The sequence below is a fragment of the Tropicimonas marinistellae genome (assembly GCF_001509585.1).
Lineage (GTDB): Bacteria > Pseudomonadota > Alphaproteobacteria > Rhodobacterales > Rhodobacteraceae > Tropicimonas > Tropicimonas marinistellae.
In genome coordinates this window covers 117,045-130,140 of sequence record NZ_LNCI01000012.1, presented here as the reverse complement: position 1 = coordinate 130,140, position 13,096 = coordinate 117,045, and the positions used below count along the sequence as shown (strand labels likewise).

The following is a 13,096-nucleotide window of genomic DNA, read 5'->3' as shown; positions in this document are numbered from 1 at the left end:
TTGGACTTCTGCGATGGTGGTCAACTCGAGAGAATGTGCTGCGCTGTGTAGGTGAAACGGTTCTTGTCGGGACTGTCTGCGCAGTGGTTGCCTTTGGGGTCGGTGCGATTGTTGGGGCATAGAAAGGAAACACTGCCGATGCGTATTCTGTTCACAGGCGGGTCCGGCAAGGCCGGGCGCCATGTTTGCCGCTACCTGCGGGGCAAGGGGCACCGGGTGGTCAATGTCGATCTCAAGCCGCTCGACGAGCCCGGCATCGACAACCTGATCGCCGACATCACCGACAGCGGCTCGATGTTCAACGTGATGACCAGCTACGCCGATTTCGACGAGCTGGAGCCAGGCACCGGCGTGCCGGCCTTCGACGCAGTGGTGCATTTCGCCGCCGTCCCCCGCATCCTGATCAACCCCGATCACGAGACCTTCCGGGTGAACACCATCGGCACCTACAACGTGATCGAGGCGGCGGTGAAGCTCGGCATCCGCAAGATCGTCTTTGCCTCGTCGGAAACCACCTATGGCGTCTGCTTCGCTGACGGAGTGGTCTGCCCCGATTACCTGCCGATGGACGAGGAGCACGACACCAACCCGATGGACAGCTACGGGCTGTCGAAGGTGGTGAACGAAAAGACCGCCCGCGCGTTTCAGCGCCGTTCGGGCTTCGACATCTACGGGCTCAGGATCGGCAACGTGATGGAGCCGGACGAATACGACCGCTTCCCCGGCTTCTTTGCCGACCCGGCCTGCCGGCGGCGCAACATCTTCTGTTATATCGACGCCCGCGACCTCGGCCAGATCGTCGATCTGTGCCTCAAGACCGACGGGCTCGGCTTCCAGATCTTCAACGCCGGAAACGATACAAACTCGGTCAACCTGCCCAACAGCGAAATAATCCGGCGGTTCTATGCTGATGTCCCAGTGACGCGTGAGTTGCACGAGGACGAAGCACTGTTCTCCAATCTGAAGATCCGCACTATGCTGGGTTTCGAGCAGAAGCACGACTGGCGGGACTACGTTGAAGATCCCCGAGCAATACAGAGGGCGGAGAAGCTGCTTTTGGCTTAGCTATCACGCACTCAGCTTTAAGTCTTTGGATCGACAGGGTTAACGCTTTCGGCGGATGTCCGGCGTAAGGGCGGGGTGGTGTGGGCCTTTCTACACATACTTGATATGGTCTAGCGTTGAGTGAAGAGAACTGCCATCATCGGTTTGATACATGCGACAAGGTCTTGCCCAGCTAAGTCCATCGCTTGATCTGGAAATACCCCCCTCAAACCGGTCAAATGTGCGACGGAATCCCCTGCAGCTTGAAGAGCGGGGCCGGGTCGAAATGAGGGTTGCGGGAGCCAGATCCGCATCCTCGCCGAACGATCACGAACAAGTGAGGAAAAACCCGCACCTTCTGCATTTGACCTTCCAGTTGATGGAACCCGCATATTGGCAACGACTCGACACGAGAGGATGCCGATATGCGCGATCATGGCCCGCAATCTCCTTCACCTGAAGTTCCGCCCGTCTATGTTTGTCCGATGCACCCCGAGATCCGCCAGGATGAGCCGGGAGACTGCCCGAAATGCGGTATGCACCTTGTCGCCGAGGCGGACCTGACCGGCGGCGATCACATGCATTCCGGGCACCATGCGCATCATGCCAGTGATGGACACCATCATTCCGGGCATACCGGGACCAATGGCAAGCAGTTCGACACGGTTCCGTCCGACTGGGACGGCGCTGTCTATACCTGCCCGATGCACCCGGAGGTCCGTCAGGTCGAACCGGGTTCCTGTCCGCTCTGCGGGATGGGTCTGGAACTGGAATCGGCCACGATGCAGGCGGAGGGACCAAACCCGGAACTGGTGGATTTCCAGCGCAGGTTCTGGGTTGGCGCGGCCCTGACTGTCCCGCTGCTGGTCCTGACCATGGGGCCTTACCTGGGTATTCCCGGCGTTCGGGAGGTGTTCGGCGAGCGCGCGACACTCTGGATTGAACTGATCCTCGGGACACCGGTGGTCTTGTGGTGCGGCTGGCCGTTCCTTGTGCGCGGCTGGAACTCGTTCCGCACACGCAACCTCAACATGTTCTCACTGATCGCGATGGGCGTGATGGCGGCCTGGCTGTTCAGTATCGCAGCCGTTCTGGCACCCGGCATCTTCCCGGATGGTTTCCGTGACGCAGAAGGCCATGTGGGTGTCTATTTTGAGGCCGCGGCCGTGATCGTGACGCTTGTCCTGCTCGGGCAGGTGATGGAGTTGCGCGCTCGTGAAGGGACCGGCAAGGCCATTCGCGCCCTGCTCGACATGGCGGCGAAAACGGCGCGGATCCTGCGGGTCGACGGAACCGAGGAAGAAATCCCACTGGACAACGTTCAGCCGGGCGACAGGCTTCGTGTGCGTCCCGGCGACAAGGTGCCGGTGGACGGGCTTGTGGTCGAGGGCCGCTCCTCGGTCGACGAGAGCATGATCACCGGTGAGCCGGTTCCGGTTGAAAAGGTCGAGGGCGACAACGTCACCGGCGCCACCATCAACGGCACCGGCAGCTTCGTAATGGAGGCGACGCGCGTCGGCTCCGAGACCATGCTGGCGCAGATCGTTGAGATGGTGTCCAACGCGCAGCGTTCCCGCGCACCGATCCAGAAATATGCCGACAAGGTTGCCGGGATCTTCGTGCCGGCAGTGATTGCGATTGCGGTTCTCGCTTTCATTGGCTGGGCTATCTGGGGGCCGCAGCCCGCGCTCTCCTATGCGCTCGTGGCGGCCGTGGCGGTGCTGATCATCGCCTGCCCCTGTGCGCTCGGGCTGGCGACGCCGATGTCGATCATGACGGCCTCCGGCCGCGGCGCGCAGGCGGGTGTGCTGATCAAGAATGCCGAGGCACTGGAACGTTTCGAGATGGTCGACACGCTGATCGTCGACAAGACGGGCACGCTCACAATGGGCAAGCCGCAACTTGTCGCCGTGCTGCCCGAACCGGGCCATGATGAGAAACAGGTGCTGCGGCTCGCGGCCTCGCTGGAGAAAGGCTCCGAACATCCCCTGGCCGAAGCCATCGTTTCGGGTGCCGAGGAACGCGGCGTCCGCCTTGGCTCAGCGGAGGAATTCGAGGCGGTCACCGGCAAGGGCGTCACGGGGCGCGTCGACGGACGGTCGGTGGCGCTCGGCAACCTGAAGCTGGTCTCGGACCTCGGGCTGGATGTCGAGGAATTGACACAGCGCGCCAATGCCCGGCGGGACGCCGGGGAAACGGTGATGTTCGTGGTGCTCGATGGCGCGGTGGCCGGACTGGTCTGCGTGGCCGATCCGGTCAAGGAAACCACTCCCGCCGCTCTGAAGTCCCTGCACGATCTGGGCTTCCGGATCATCATGGCAACCGGCGACAATGAGCGCACCGCGGCGGCGGTGGCCGCACAGATCGGTATCGACGAGATCCGCGCCGATGTGCTCCCCGAGGACAAGGCTCGCATCATCCGCGAGTTGCAGGCGGAGGGCCGAAAGGTCGCCATGGCAGGAGACGGTGTGAACGACGCGCCCGCACTGGCGCAGGCCGATGTCGGCATCGCGATGGGCACAGGGGCCGATGTTGCCATCGAGAGTGCGGGTATCACCCTGGTGAAGGGCAATCTCGACGGTATCGTCCGGGCAAGGCGGCTGGCGAGCGCAACCATGCGTAACATCCGCCAGAACCTGTTCTTCGCCCTTATCTACAACACGGCTGGCGTGCCGGTCGCGGCGGGCATCCTCTTCCCGCTCTTCGGGATCCTCATCAGCCCGATGTTCGCCGCATTTGCCATGAGCGCCTCCTCGATCTCGGTCGTGCTCAATTCGCTTCGCCTGCGCAGCGCCAAAATCTGAAGAAAGGAGCCCCATGATGGTCCATCAATCCACCCAGCACACCGATCACCGCGTTGAGACGGAACAGCGCCCGTTTTGGAAATCGCGCAATGGCCGCTACATGCTGGCCGCACTCGCTGGCGGTGGCCTGATCCTCGGGATCGAGTACCGCGACGTGATCCTAAACAGCAACCTCTTCGTCTGGCTACCGTTTCTGCTGTGTGTGGGGATGCATTTCTTCATGCATGGCGGACATGGCGGGCATGGATCGGGAGGTGACAAATCATGACCGAACCGGCCTCCCTGTTTGACCTGTGGCTGCTGCTGCCGGCCTATGCTGCAATCTTCTCGCTCTTTGCGTGGAAATCGTTGAGCGAGGCACGGCAGAAGCAACGCCTTTCCGGCATTCAAGGATGCGACTGCAGGCCGTCGCTTCCTTCCCTCTCCGATCCGGCTCGACCAGACGGGCCTTCTCGAGAACGACAATAGAATAAGGAAACACCAAAGGATGAAGCTCCTTCATCTCGCCCTTACGGCAACGATGCTCGCAGGCGGCGTTGCCGCCGTTGCATGGACACAGACCGGCGACGACAGTCGCGACCGCCCGCGCGTCAATCCCGAAATGCACGGCGCGTCCGCAGCCGCTCCCGCGCCCGACCCGGACAGTATCCGCCTACCCGAAAAGAGGAGCGCGCAATCGTATTTCGGCCAGCTGTCCTTCGAGGAAAACTGCGCCAGCTGTCATGGTATCAATGGCGCCGGCGGGACGGATAACGGACCGCCGCTCGTTCATCCGATCTACGAACCGGGGCATCACCCGGACACGTCCTTTGTCCGTGCGGCCATGTCCGGTGTTCCGTCGCATCACTGGAATTTCGGTGACATGCCAAACATCGAGGGCGTCAACCAACAGGATGCCCTTCGAATTGCCAGCTACATCCGGGAGATCCAGCGCGCAAACGGGATAGAGTGATACTGTAGTCGTAGGGCCGGAACTCCGGTGACAGGCGCGAAAGAATGGAAAGGCAAAACGACAAATCCTGACCAGAAGGGAGTAGACGACATGAAACAGACCATTCCTGCCCTCGTGGCACTGGGACTACTCAGTGCCACGCCCGCGCTGGCGACCCATGGTGGCCAGCATTCTGCTGCCGAAGCGATGTTGGCGCCCGGCCTGGCAATGCCCGAGATGAACGCGGAGCGCGGGCGTGCGCTCTTCGCGTCGAAAGGCTGCGTGGTCTGCCATTCGATCAACGGGGTCGGCGGCGCGGACGCGCCGATGCTCGACGCGGCCTCCATGGACGAAGTCATGAACCCGTTCGAATTCGCCGCCCGCATGTGGCGCGGTGCGGGTGCCATGGTCGCATTGCAGGAGGATGAGCTTGGCGGACAGATCGAGCTTTCCGGCGAAGAACTGGCCGACATCATTGCCTTTGTCCACGACCCGGCGGAGCAGAAACGGTTCTCGATGGCCGATGTTCCGCATGAGATCGAGGAAATGATGCACCACGAAGGTGAAGACGATCACCACGAGGACGGGGAAGAGGACGACCACGACTGATAGCCGCAATCCTTCCCGATGATGTCTTGCGACCTGAGGCAGGCGTGTCGGATGGGGACGATGTACAGCGTGGTGGCATGATCCTGAACGCGGGCGTGCGGCACGTCAGGCTCACCCGGACAGAAGGCTGGCGATCGCCAGTGCGGTTCCTGTCAGTGCGATCAGGAAAAGGCAGAATGCGCCAAATGCGGCGATCACCGCCCCGGTCCTGCCGGGCAGCGGTCGGATCGTTCGCGCAAGCCGGGAGTCGGGGCGAAGCGCCACGGCCTGCTCGATGAGAATCACATAGAGCGGCAAAGCACTGATGAGCGTTGCATACAGGTAGACGCCCGAGATGTTCTCGAAGAAGGCGGATCGGGCGAGTGTCGGGCCGACAACCCGCAGCGCTGTCATCTGGTCACCGCCGAAGGAGCCGAACCAGCCCGCGGAGAGGACGTAGATCCCCGCATGGAGCAGGATGAAGATCGCCAGCCGCGCCAGCAGGTCGATGACGATCAGGCGCAGCGGGTTGTCCGGCGCCTTTTCGCGGTTGCTGACCAGCGCAAGGAGGAAGAAGGACAGGTAGTTGACGCCGAAGACCACGGGCAGGCCGTTTGTCAGAACCTGCCTCAGGAAGCGCCCGAGCGCCGGGCCGCCCTGCAGCAGGTGCGCCGCGAAGCCCGGTCTCAGGCTGACATAGAGCAGGAGCAACGGCAGCAGGCTCAACGTGCTGAAGATCAGCGTGTTGAGCAGGAAGCGCCCGGCAGGCATTTCGGTGGTAAAATATCGCTGCATCGCTTTCCATGGTGCCATCGACAACAGCGCCGGTCGAGCCGCCGCCGTTGGAGCGGATCACCGCCCTTCGGCCGAATGTGACCGCCCGACGAGCGCGACGGCCGCACCAAGAATGGACCAGGCGGCAAGTCCCGTGCCGAGCGCTCGGGCGGCGAAAAGCGCGGCCAATTCGGGCGGCACCGGACCTTCGAAACTGTCGGGCTGCGGCGCGCCGATCACATGCGGCGTTGCAATGAGCACCAACGCCAGCGCGGGTGCCCAGGGCCGTCGCGTGAACGCGAGCAGCCAGAGCGCAACCGCCGTCGCGGCAATGGTGGCCGCCCACCAGGCCTGTCGCGGGCCGACATCGACATAGGCCGCGCCGGGCACCTCCGGTGGCAGCGAAAAGGCCGGCGCCAGATGCGCGGCGATGAATCCGCAGACGCCCCAGACCAATCCTTCGCGCCAGCCAATCCAGCCTTCTTCGCCCCTTGCCAGCATCACCGCAGCGGTCAGAAGCAACCCGTAGCCGGTATAGATCAGCATGGAGAACAGCAGGCTCAGCCCGTCCCGCACGGGGTCGATGCCGGGCCATACGGCCATCGCAGCCGGCGTTTCAGCGCCGAAATGCACCAGCTGGCCGGACTCGTAGAGTTCCGCGTGCAGCAGCACCGGCTGCACGAAAGCGAGCTGCAACAGGCCTGCGAACAGGCCTGCCGCAGCGCCGGCGACAATGGCGCCGGTCACAGTTTTCAGGATCATGGGATCAGTGGCAGGCGAAGCCGTTGGCGTGCCGCACGTCATGCGCCGCGTTGTGCAACGAGGCGGCCTGAACGTTGCCGGCGAGGGTGATGATCCCCAGCCCGAGGACGCCGCAGAGGAAAACGGCAACCGCTCGGCTGGAAATGCCGCCGGCGGGGATGGTTTGACGCGATGCGATCATATTGGTCTCCTTGTGCCGTCACACCCGACGGCATTCGAGTTGCGCTACACCGGCAGGTCTCCTGGCTGGCGGGTCGTCGTGCGGTCCGGCCTTCCCTGCGTGGCGCAAGTGGCATGTTCGGCCCGTACTCGCCGCGGACAGTCGCGGGGGCGGCTTCGGTCAGGTGCCCCGATTGGGTCGCATCCCTCCGAATTCCCTTTTCATCTCCCGACACTTTGTGCCTCGCGGGAGAACCGGATCTTTCGACCTTACGTCAGGTGTTCGCGCTCACGCAAGCCGCTTCGCAAGCCATCGCATTGCGCCGACGAGAAGCGGAACGCCGGTGGCGAGCCCGAGCGCAAGCGCGATCCAGATCGTTGGAATGCTATCCTGTTGTGTCGCCACGTCCCCGAAATGCGCCAGCAGGAAGCTGGCGGGTACGATCCCGGCGAGCGTTGCAAGGGCGAAACGCCAGAACTTGATCGACGACAGACCAGCGGCATAGCTGATCATATCGAAGGAGACAAAGGGCATGAGGCGGGTGACGAAGACGGTGTAGGTCAGGGCGTTCTGCGAGCCGAGCAGCCCCGTGTCGGTCCTGTCTCCGAACCAACGTCGCAGCGGAACCCGCCCTACATTGCGGGCGATCAGGAAAGCGATCAGTGCGCCAATCTCCGCGCCGGTCAGGACATAGACGCTGCCCATGACATGGCCATAGGCGGCCCCCGCGGCCATCGCGATCGGCGCACTCGGGATAGGGCTCGCGACGACGGCCACGATCATGAACGCCACGATCAGAAACGGCCCCCACAAACCGGCGCGGGCGACCAGCTCACGGAGCGTTTCCGCGTCGGGATTCCAAAGGTTTTCAAAAGGTGGAAGCCTTGGCAGTAGCAGCAAACTTGCCGCAGCTACGAGCACCGCCACCCCGAGGCCAAGCGCCCATTTCCACTTCTGGGTATTGCAGCCCTCGGCCTCAGTGATCTTTTCGACTGGGGGCATTCAGTGCCCGTACACGGAATCCGGCAACAGGTAGGCTGCCAGGTCCTGCATGTCCGCCTCGGAAAGCTGCCAGCGCGGCATGTCCGCACCGATTGTCGAACCGTCCGGGCGAATGCCATCGGTGAGCGCGCGGACGAGGGAGGCGCGGTCATCGGCGTCGTGGGCATGGCCGTCATCGCCATGATCACCCGCGAGAGCCTCTGGGGTAATGGCCGGGGCGGATTGCCAGAAACTCATGAAGAGCCGGTCGCCCTCCCGGTCCGCACCATGACAGGCAACGCAGGCATTGCCGCGCATCATCAGGTTGTGCTGGTTGCCACCGAAAGACCGTATCGGATGGCCGCTCTCGGAGGAGCCGGTGAAATAGATCCTTTCCCCGTTGCTCTTGAATTCGGCCGGCCATTGTGACCGCGCGGATCCGGTCCACCCGGCGAGTTCCGCCAGGCCAAAGATCACAACGAAGATGGCGACGGCCCCAAGGGCAAAGACTTCCCAACGGGTGCCGCGCCGTTCGTCTTCCGGTGTCATATCGCCTCCAGTGCGCCCCGCAGAAGCTCGCGCACCTGGCCGGCAACCTGTTTGAGACCGCCATTGTCGATGGCCTGCATGGAGGCTTCCGGATCGATAGCGCTGACCTCCACGCCGCCCTCGACGGCCCGCAGGATCACGTTGCAGGGCAGCATCGCGCCCACGCGCGGCTCCATGCCGATCGCCTGCCACGCCATGTTCGGGTTGCAAGCACCGAGGATGCGGTAGGGCTCCATATCGGCGTCGATCTTCTTCTTCATCGTCGCCTTGACGTCGATCTCGGTCAGCACGCCAAAGCCCTTGTCGGCCAGCGCGCTGCGCAGGCGGGTGTCGATCTCTTCGAAATCGGCGTCGGCGAAAAACCTGTCAACGGTATAGCTCATCGGATCATTCCTTCCTTTTCAATTTGGCTCTGGCGTCACTTCGCCAGGTATTTGGCCAGCGCGAGGATGGCGAGCAGCGTCACGATGATGATCAGCACCATCCAGATCGCGCCGAGTCCCATGCCGAAACCATATCCATATCCACCCATCATGGTTCAGTCCTTTCTCATCAGGACGAGCGTATTGCCCGTTCAGTTCCGCCAGTTCCGTCCGGGACCAACCTGCCGGCCGTTCTGCCAGCCATGTCCCTGTCCCGGCGTCATGCCATAACCTTGCATCATCTGTGGCCCATGCCCGTAGCCAGGTCCGGGCATTCCGGCACCGTTCGGTCCGGCCCCGGGAACACCTCCGCAAGGCGTCTGGCCGTTGGTCGCGCCTGTACAGGGCGGCGTTCCGTTCTGGAACTGGCCGGCCGGTCCGTTGCCCGGTCCCGGGCCATGCGCCAGGGCGAGGGACGGGATTGCGACTGCGGCAATCACGACGAGGACGTGTTTTCCGATGGTCGTCATGTTTCGTCTCCTTTGTGCATGGGATTGCGGTATGGGTGGGCGGCGTCCTTCGTGCCGCCCACCCGTTGGGTCAGTTGCTTTCTTCTGTTTCTTCCGGCGCGTCGTCGCCGGCGACGCCACCCGCCTGGTGCATGGACTGCATCAGGGCAAAGTGATCGGCCGGCGCGGTGATTTCATCCGCCGTTGCCTTGCCGTCGCCGTCCTCGTCGAGCGCCTGGAACCGGTTCACAACGCTGCCGCGGATCATATCCGAATGCAGGCTTTCGAACTCTTCGAGCGAGAGCGTTCCGTCGCCATCGGCGTCGAATTCTTCAAGCAGGCCCTGCAAACCAGCATGGGCTTCCTCGGCCGTCACAGTGCCGTCGCCATCGGTGTCGAACTCACCGAACAGACCACCCATCATGCCACCCATCTGCTGATGCATCTGCATCATCTGCTGCATCATCGCGGGGTCACCCATCATGCCGCCGGGGCCGCCCTGGCCCATCATCCCCTGGCCGCCCATCGCGCCCGGACCAGCCTGACCCATCGTGCCGGGGCCACCCTGGGCGCCCATCATCGCACCGGGCATATGTTGGCCACCCTGAATCCAGCCATTGCCTTGCGGGCCATGCGCGAGAACCGGGGCGGAAACAGCGGCGCCGATGGCGGTTGCGGCGAGCAGGGCGAGAGAGAGTTTCGTGGTGCGTTTCATGACCTATCCTCATTGGTTGTCATTCTTCGGATGAGGCCAATCTGGGAGCTGTCTGTCGCAACATGATGCCAGGATCGGAGTTTTTTGTATCCGTTTGTCGCAAAACGCGCCTTTCATACGAAGCGTGACCAATTCGGTCGCGGCATCTGCGATAAATGCGTTATTCCAGACCCATGACAGACGAACCGAATATCCTGATCGTCGATGATCACCGCGACATCCGCGATGCCGTGAGCCGGTATCTGGAACGCAACGGGATGCGCACGAGCGTGGCGCGGGATGCCATGGAGATGGACGAGAAACTGCGGACCGGGCGGTTCGACCTGATCGTGCTCGACGTGATGATGCCCGGCGAGGACGGGATCTCGGTCTGCCGCCGGCTTTCGGCACAGGGAAGCGCGCCCATCCTGATGCTGACGGCGATGGGCGAGGAAACCGATCGTATCATCGGACTGGAAGTGGGCGCCGACGACTACCTGCCCAAGCCCTTCAACCCGCGCGAGTTGCTGGCGCGCATCAAGGCGATTCTGCGCCGGGCCGGTCGGGCGGTGCCGACGGCTGGTACGCTCACGAGCCACCGGGTCCGGTTCGCAGGCTGGACACTCGACACAGACAAGCAGGAGTTGCACCATGAGGATGGGCGTGAGGCGCATCTCACCACGTCCGAGTTCAAGTTGCTGACGGTGTTCCTCGAGCGGCCCCGTTTCGTGCTCAGCCGTGATCAGCTTCTCGACCTGACCTCCGGCCGCACGGCGCAGGTTTTCGACCGGACGATAGACAACCAGGTGAGCCGGTTGCGCAAGAAGATCGAGCTCGACCTGTCACGCCCGGAAATCATCACAACGGTGCGTGGCGGCGGATACAGCCTTGCCACTGACGTGAAGGTCGAAAAATGAGGCGCTTTCTCCCTGGATCATTGCGCGGTCAGTTGCTTCTGCTGATGCTTCTTACACTGGCGGTGGCGCAAGGATTGTCCGTGTGGCTCTTTGCCGACGAGCGAGAGCTGGCCGTGCAGGCGGCGCTCGGGCAAGAAGCCGCGAGCCGGGCGGCGAATGTAGCAAGCCTGATTGTCGAGGCCCCCGAAGACCTCAGGCCGGCGATTATTCAGGCAGCCAATTCTCCGCTGGTACGCTTCACGCTCGATCCCGCACCGACGGTTGATCATCCGGACCATGACGGCAGTGGTCGGGCCGCCGCGCAGATCGCCTCCCAGATCCGGCAGGATCCAGCGCCGGAAGTCCGGGTCGAGCTTCACCGGACCTCGGACGCCATGCCCCCCATGGCGGGCATGCCTGCGGAAATGGCCCGGATGCACATGGCAATGCGCGATGTTCAGATCTCTTCGGTGGAAATGACGATCTCGGTCGCATTGGCGGGTGGCGAATGGCTCAACGTCGTGACCCGCTTCCATCATCCACCCTACCAGATCGGCTGGACTGCATTTGCGACCTTCGCCATCTCGGCAACCCTGATCGCCGCGACCTTGTGGTTTGCGCTCGGTCAGTTGACCGGACCGCTTGCCAGGCTTGCACGCGCGACGGAACGTTTCGGGCGTGGGGAGGAAGTCGAAGAGATCGCGCCGTCCGGCCCCCATGAGCTTCGCAGCCTGACAGGCGCATTCAATGACATGCAGACCCGCATCCGGCGGTTCGTGGATGACCGGACGCGCCTGCTCGCTGCCCTGAGCCATGACCTGCGCTCACCGCTCACCGCTCTCCGGGTGCGGGCAGAGATGATCGACGACGACGAGACCCGCGAGCGGGTCATTGGATCGACCGAGGAAATGCAGAGCATGGTGGAGAGCACGCTCGCCTTCGCCCGGGGTGTGGCGGAGACCGAGGCGTTTGAGACGGTGGATGTCGAAGGTTTCCTGTCGGATCTGGTGGCCGAGAGCGAGACAACGGCGCGATCCATCACTCTGGAGTCCGTCGCTCCAGACATGACAGTTCGAGTGCGCCCGACCTCCATGCGCCGGGCCTTGCGGAACATCATTGAAAATGCCGTCCGATACGGTGACAGGGCCGAAGTCAGCACCGAGCAACACGGGCGCCTGGCGGTCATCACGATCAATGATCAGGGCCCCGGAATCCCGGATACGGACCTCGAGAGGGTATTTGATCCCTTCGTGCGACTGGAAGGGTCCCGTTCGCGCGACACCGGCGGGACCGGGCTTGGCCTCTCCATCGCCCGCACGATCCTGCAATCGCATGGCGGAGATATCGTGTTGAGTAACGGCCCCGAAGGCGGCCTCCGGGCGATCATCTCGTTGCCCGTGGCCTGAACCCGCAAGTTTGGCCAGCGTCCTCAGCAGGCACCGCCCTCGATCGCAGGCGCGCAATCGCTTGCGCGTTGCTTGCGCCAGGGCAGGCCTGCGTTCTTCCATCCGTTCACCGTTCGCCGACCATCCTTGGCCCGGTCGCCCTCGAAGCCGTCGGTGACGGTGTAGACACGGGTGAATCCGAGACTGGCCAGTGCGTTGACGGCCTGTGCGCTGCGATTGCCCGACCGGCAGATCAGCACGATCGGAGTGTCGGTCGCGATGTTTCGTTCGGATACGAGCCTCAGAAAGCCAGGATAGAAGTCCGGGTTGAACGCGAGTCCATTGGACCCGTTCAGCAAAGCCAGCGGGATCAAGGCGTCGACATCCTCGGCAATCCCGGTCTCATCGATCTCTTCGGGGGTTCGCACGTCGATCATGAGCGCGGACGGTTCAGCTGAAAGTAGGCCCGCTGCCTCACGGGACGACAGGTAGAGTCCGAGACTGCTTTGCTTTGATGGCGGCAGGTCGGAGGCTGTTGCCATGCCCAAGCCAGCGAGCACCAGAACGAAGGTCGTCGTCAGAAGGTCTTGTTTCATGGCATGGCTCCGTCCCGGCGTTCAGGAAAGTCGTGGGTGCCCCTTGCATATCGTATGATAC

At 63.0% G+C, this 13,096-nt stretch carries 17 protein-coding genes and 1 riboswitch; of the genes, 8 read left to right on the top strand and 9 right to left on the bottom strand.

Annotated elements, in window-relative coordinates:
- The first annotated feature begins 138 nt into the window (after positions 1 to 138).
- The 6 genes from ARC39_RS21995 to ARC39_RS21975 all read left to right on the top strand — a co-directional run bounded on the left by ARC39_RS21995 (position 139) and on the right by ARC39_RS21975 (position 5,388).
- Complete coding sequence (locus ARC39_RS21995) at positions 139 to 1,065, top strand: NAD-dependent epimerase/dehydratase family protein (RefSeq protein WP_068117957.1); 927 nt, start codon at positions 139 to 141, stop codon at positions 1,063 to 1,065.
- 404 nt (positions 1,066 to 1,469) lie between these two features.
- Positions 1,470 to 3,848, top strand: coding sequence for a copper-transporting P-type ATPase (locus ARC39_RS21990; RefSeq protein WP_236545352.1), 2,379 nt, complete (start codon positions 1,470 to 1,472; stop codon positions 3,846 to 3,848).
- 16 nt (positions 3,849 to 3,864) lie between these two features.
- Complete coding sequence (locus ARC39_RS21985) at positions 3,865 to 4,116, top strand: DUF2933 domain-containing protein (RefSeq protein ID WP_236545351.1); 252 nt, start codon at positions 3,865 to 3,867, stop codon at positions 4,114 to 4,116.
- Positions 4,113 to 4,316, top strand: coding sequence for a hypothetical protein (locus tag ARC39_RS25725; protein ID WP_149866513.1), 204 nt, complete (start codon positions 4,113 to 4,115; stop codon positions 4,314 to 4,316). The genes ARC39_RS21985 and ARC39_RS25725 overlap by 4 nt, the downstream gene beginning before the upstream one ends.
- 19 nt (positions 4,317 to 4,335) lie before the next feature.
- On the top strand, positions 4,336 to 4,800 hold the full coding sequence (locus tag ARC39_RS21980) for a c-type cytochrome (RefSeq protein ID WP_068117949.1): 465 nt from the start codon (positions 4,336 to 4,338) through the stop codon (positions 4,798 to 4,800).
- Between the two features lie 90 nt (positions 4,801 to 4,890).
- On the top strand, positions 4,891 to 5,388 hold the full coding sequence (locus ARC39_RS21975) for a c-type cytochrome (protein ID WP_201455790.1): 498 nt from the start codon (positions 4,891 to 4,893) through the stop codon (positions 5,386 to 5,388).
- 111 nt (positions 5,389 to 5,499) lie between these two features.
- Here the strand turns inward: ARC39_RS21975 and ARC39_RS21970 are convergent, their stop codons facing one another.
- The 8 genes from ARC39_RS21970 to ARC39_RS21940 all read right to left on the bottom strand — a co-directional run bounded on the left by ARC39_RS21970 (position 5,500) and on the right by ARC39_RS21940 (position 10,179).
- Positions 5,500 to 6,162 carry a hypothetical protein gene (locus ARC39_RS21970; RefSeq protein WP_068117946.1) on the bottom strand — a complete coding sequence of 221 codons (663 nt, stop codon included), beginning with the start codon at positions 6,160 to 6,162 and terminating at the stop codon, positions 5,500 to 5,502.
- Positions 6,163 to 6,219: 57 nt separating this feature from the next.
- Positions 6,220 to 6,903 (bottom strand): CbtA family protein, encoded by a 684-nt coding sequence (locus ARC39_RS21965; protein WP_068117943.1) that lies wholly within the window; start codon positions 6,901 to 6,903, stop codon positions 6,220 to 6,222.
- A gap of 4 nt (positions 6,904 to 6,907) precedes the next feature.
- Positions 6,908 to 7,084 (bottom strand): CbtB domain-containing protein, encoded by a 177-nt coding sequence (locus tag ARC39_RS25440; protein ID WP_078059413.1) that lies wholly within the window; start codon positions 7,082 to 7,084, stop codon positions 6,908 to 6,910.
- A 34-nt stretch (positions 7,085 to 7,118) separates the two neighbouring features.
- Positions 7,119 to 7,338, bottom strand: a riboswitch (cobalamin riboswitch).
- Positions 7,339 to 7,351: 13 nt separating this feature from the next.
- Positions 7,352 to 8,065, bottom strand: a complete 714-nt coding sequence (locus tag ARC39_RS21960) for a TVP38/TMEM64 family protein (RefSeq protein WP_078059412.1) — start codon at positions 8,063 to 8,065, stop codon at positions 7,352 to 7,354.
- Positions 8,066 to 8,593: a c-type cytochrome gene (locus tag ARC39_RS21955; protein WP_068117940.1), complete on the bottom strand. Its 528-nt coding sequence runs from the start codon at positions 8,591 to 8,593 to the stop codon at positions 8,066 to 8,068.
- Positions 8,590 to 8,976 (bottom strand): DUF302 domain-containing protein, encoded by a 387-nt coding sequence (locus tag ARC39_RS21950; protein WP_068117938.1) that lies wholly within the window; start codon positions 8,974 to 8,976, stop codon positions 8,590 to 8,592. Before ARC39_RS21950 ends, ARC39_RS21955 begins: the two co-directional genes overlap by 4 nt.
- 191 nt (positions 8,977 to 9,167) lie before the next feature.
- Positions 9,168 to 9,485, bottom strand: coding sequence for a hypothetical protein (locus ARC39_RS21945; RefSeq protein ID WP_068117935.1), 318 nt, complete (start codon positions 9,483 to 9,485; stop codon positions 9,168 to 9,170).
- A gap of 70 nt (positions 9,486 to 9,555) precedes the next feature.
- Positions 9,556 to 10,179: an EF-hand domain-containing protein gene (locus ARC39_RS21940; RefSeq protein ID WP_068117930.1), complete on the bottom strand. Its 624-nt coding sequence runs from the start codon at positions 10,177 to 10,179 to the stop codon at positions 9,556 to 9,558.
- A gap of 173 nt (positions 10,180 to 10,352) precedes the next feature.
- On the opposite strand from ARC39_RS21940, the gene ARC39_RS21935 reads away from it, so the two are divergent.
- Both ARC39_RS21935 and ARC39_RS21930 read left to right on the top strand, forming a co-directional pair.
- Positions 10,353 to 11,075, top strand: coding sequence for a response regulator (locus ARC39_RS21935; protein ID WP_068117928.1), 723 nt, complete (start codon positions 10,353 to 10,355; stop codon positions 11,073 to 11,075).
- Positions 11,072 to 12,460, top strand: a complete 1,389-nt coding sequence (locus ARC39_RS21930) for an ATP-binding protein (protein WP_068117925.1) — start codon at positions 11,072 to 11,074, stop codon at positions 12,458 to 12,460. Before ARC39_RS21935 ends, ARC39_RS21930 begins: the two co-directional genes overlap by 4 nt.
- 23 nt (positions 12,461 to 12,483) lie before the next feature.
- Here the strand turns inward: ARC39_RS21930 and ARC39_RS26305 are convergent, their stop codons facing one another.
- The gene (locus tag ARC39_RS26305; protein WP_068117922.1) at positions 12,484 to 13,035 is read right to left on the bottom strand and encodes a rhodanese-like domain-containing protein; all 552 of its coding nucleotides are present in this window, start codon (positions 13,033 to 13,035) and stop codon (positions 12,484 to 12,486) included.
- Positions 13,036 to 13,096 lie beyond the last annotated feature (61 nt).

Excerpts from the sequence above, each read along its gene's own strand:
- ARC39_RS21990 (WP_236545352.1), top strand. The coding sequence starts at position 1,470 with ATGCGCGATCATGGCCCGCAATCTCCTTCACCTGAAGTTCCGCCCGTC.
- ARC39_RS21985 (WP_236545351.1), top strand. The coding sequence starts at position 3,865 with ATGGTCCATCAATCCACCCAGCACACCGATCACCGCGTTGAGACGGAA.
- ARC39_RS21950 (WP_068117938.1), bottom strand. The coding sequence starts at position 8,976 with ATGAGCTATACCGTTGACAGGTTTTTCGCCGACGCCGATTTCGAAGAG.
- ARC39_RS21940 (WP_068117930.1), bottom strand. The coding sequence starts at position 10,179 with ATGAAACGCACCACGAAACTCTCTCTCGCCCTGCTCGCCGCAACCGCC.
- ARC39_RS21930 (WP_068117925.1), top strand. The coding sequence starts at position 11,072 with ATGAGGCGCTTTCTCCCTGGATCATTGCGCGGTCAGTTGCTTCTGCTG.
- ARC39_RS25725 (WP_149866513.1), top strand. The coding sequence starts at position 4,113 with ATGACCGAACCGGCCTCCCTGTTTGACCTGTGGCTGCTGCTGCCGGCC.
- ARC39_RS21955 (WP_068117940.1), bottom strand. The coding sequence starts at position 8,593 with ATGACACCGGAAGACGAACGGCGCGGCACCCGTTGGGAAGTCTTTGCC.
- ARC39_RS21970 (WP_068117946.1), bottom strand. The coding sequence starts at position 6,162 with ATGCAGCGATATTTTACCACCGAAATGCCTGCCGGGCGCTTCCTGCTC.
- ARC39_RS21960 (WP_078059412.1), bottom strand. The coding sequence starts at position 8,065 with ATGCCCCCAGTCGAAAAGATCACTGAGGCCGAGGGCTGCAATACCCAG.
- ARC39_RS21975 (WP_201455790.1), top strand. The coding sequence starts at position 4,891 with ATGAAACAGACCATTCCTGCCCTCGTGGCACTGGGACTACTCAGTGCC.
- ARC39_RS21980 (WP_068117949.1), top strand. The coding sequence starts at position 4,336 with ATGAAGCTCCTTCATCTCGCCCTTACGGCAACGATGCTCGCAGGCGGC.
- ARC39_RS21995 (WP_068117957.1), top strand. The coding sequence starts at position 139 with ATGCGTATTCTGTTCACAGGCGGGTCCGGCAAGGCCGGGCGCCATGTT.
- ARC39_RS21945 (WP_068117935.1), bottom strand. The coding sequence starts at position 9,485 with ATGACGACCATCGGAAAACACGTCCTCGTCGTGATTGCCGCAGTCGCA.
- ARC39_RS25440 (WP_078059413.1), bottom strand. The coding sequence starts at position 7,084 with ATGATCGCATCGCGTCAAACCATCCCCGCCGGCGGCATTTCCAGCCGA.
- ARC39_RS21965 (WP_068117943.1), bottom strand. The coding sequence starts at position 6,903 with ATGATCCTGAAAACTGTGACCGGCGCCATTGTCGCCGGCGCTGCGGCA.
- ARC39_RS21935 (WP_068117928.1), top strand. The coding sequence starts at position 10,353 with ATGACAGACGAACCGAATATCCTGATCGTCGATGATCACCGCGACATC.
- ARC39_RS26305 (WP_068117922.1), bottom strand. The coding sequence starts at position 13,035 with ATGAAACAAGACCTTCTGACGACGACCTTCGTTCTGGTGCTCGCTGGC.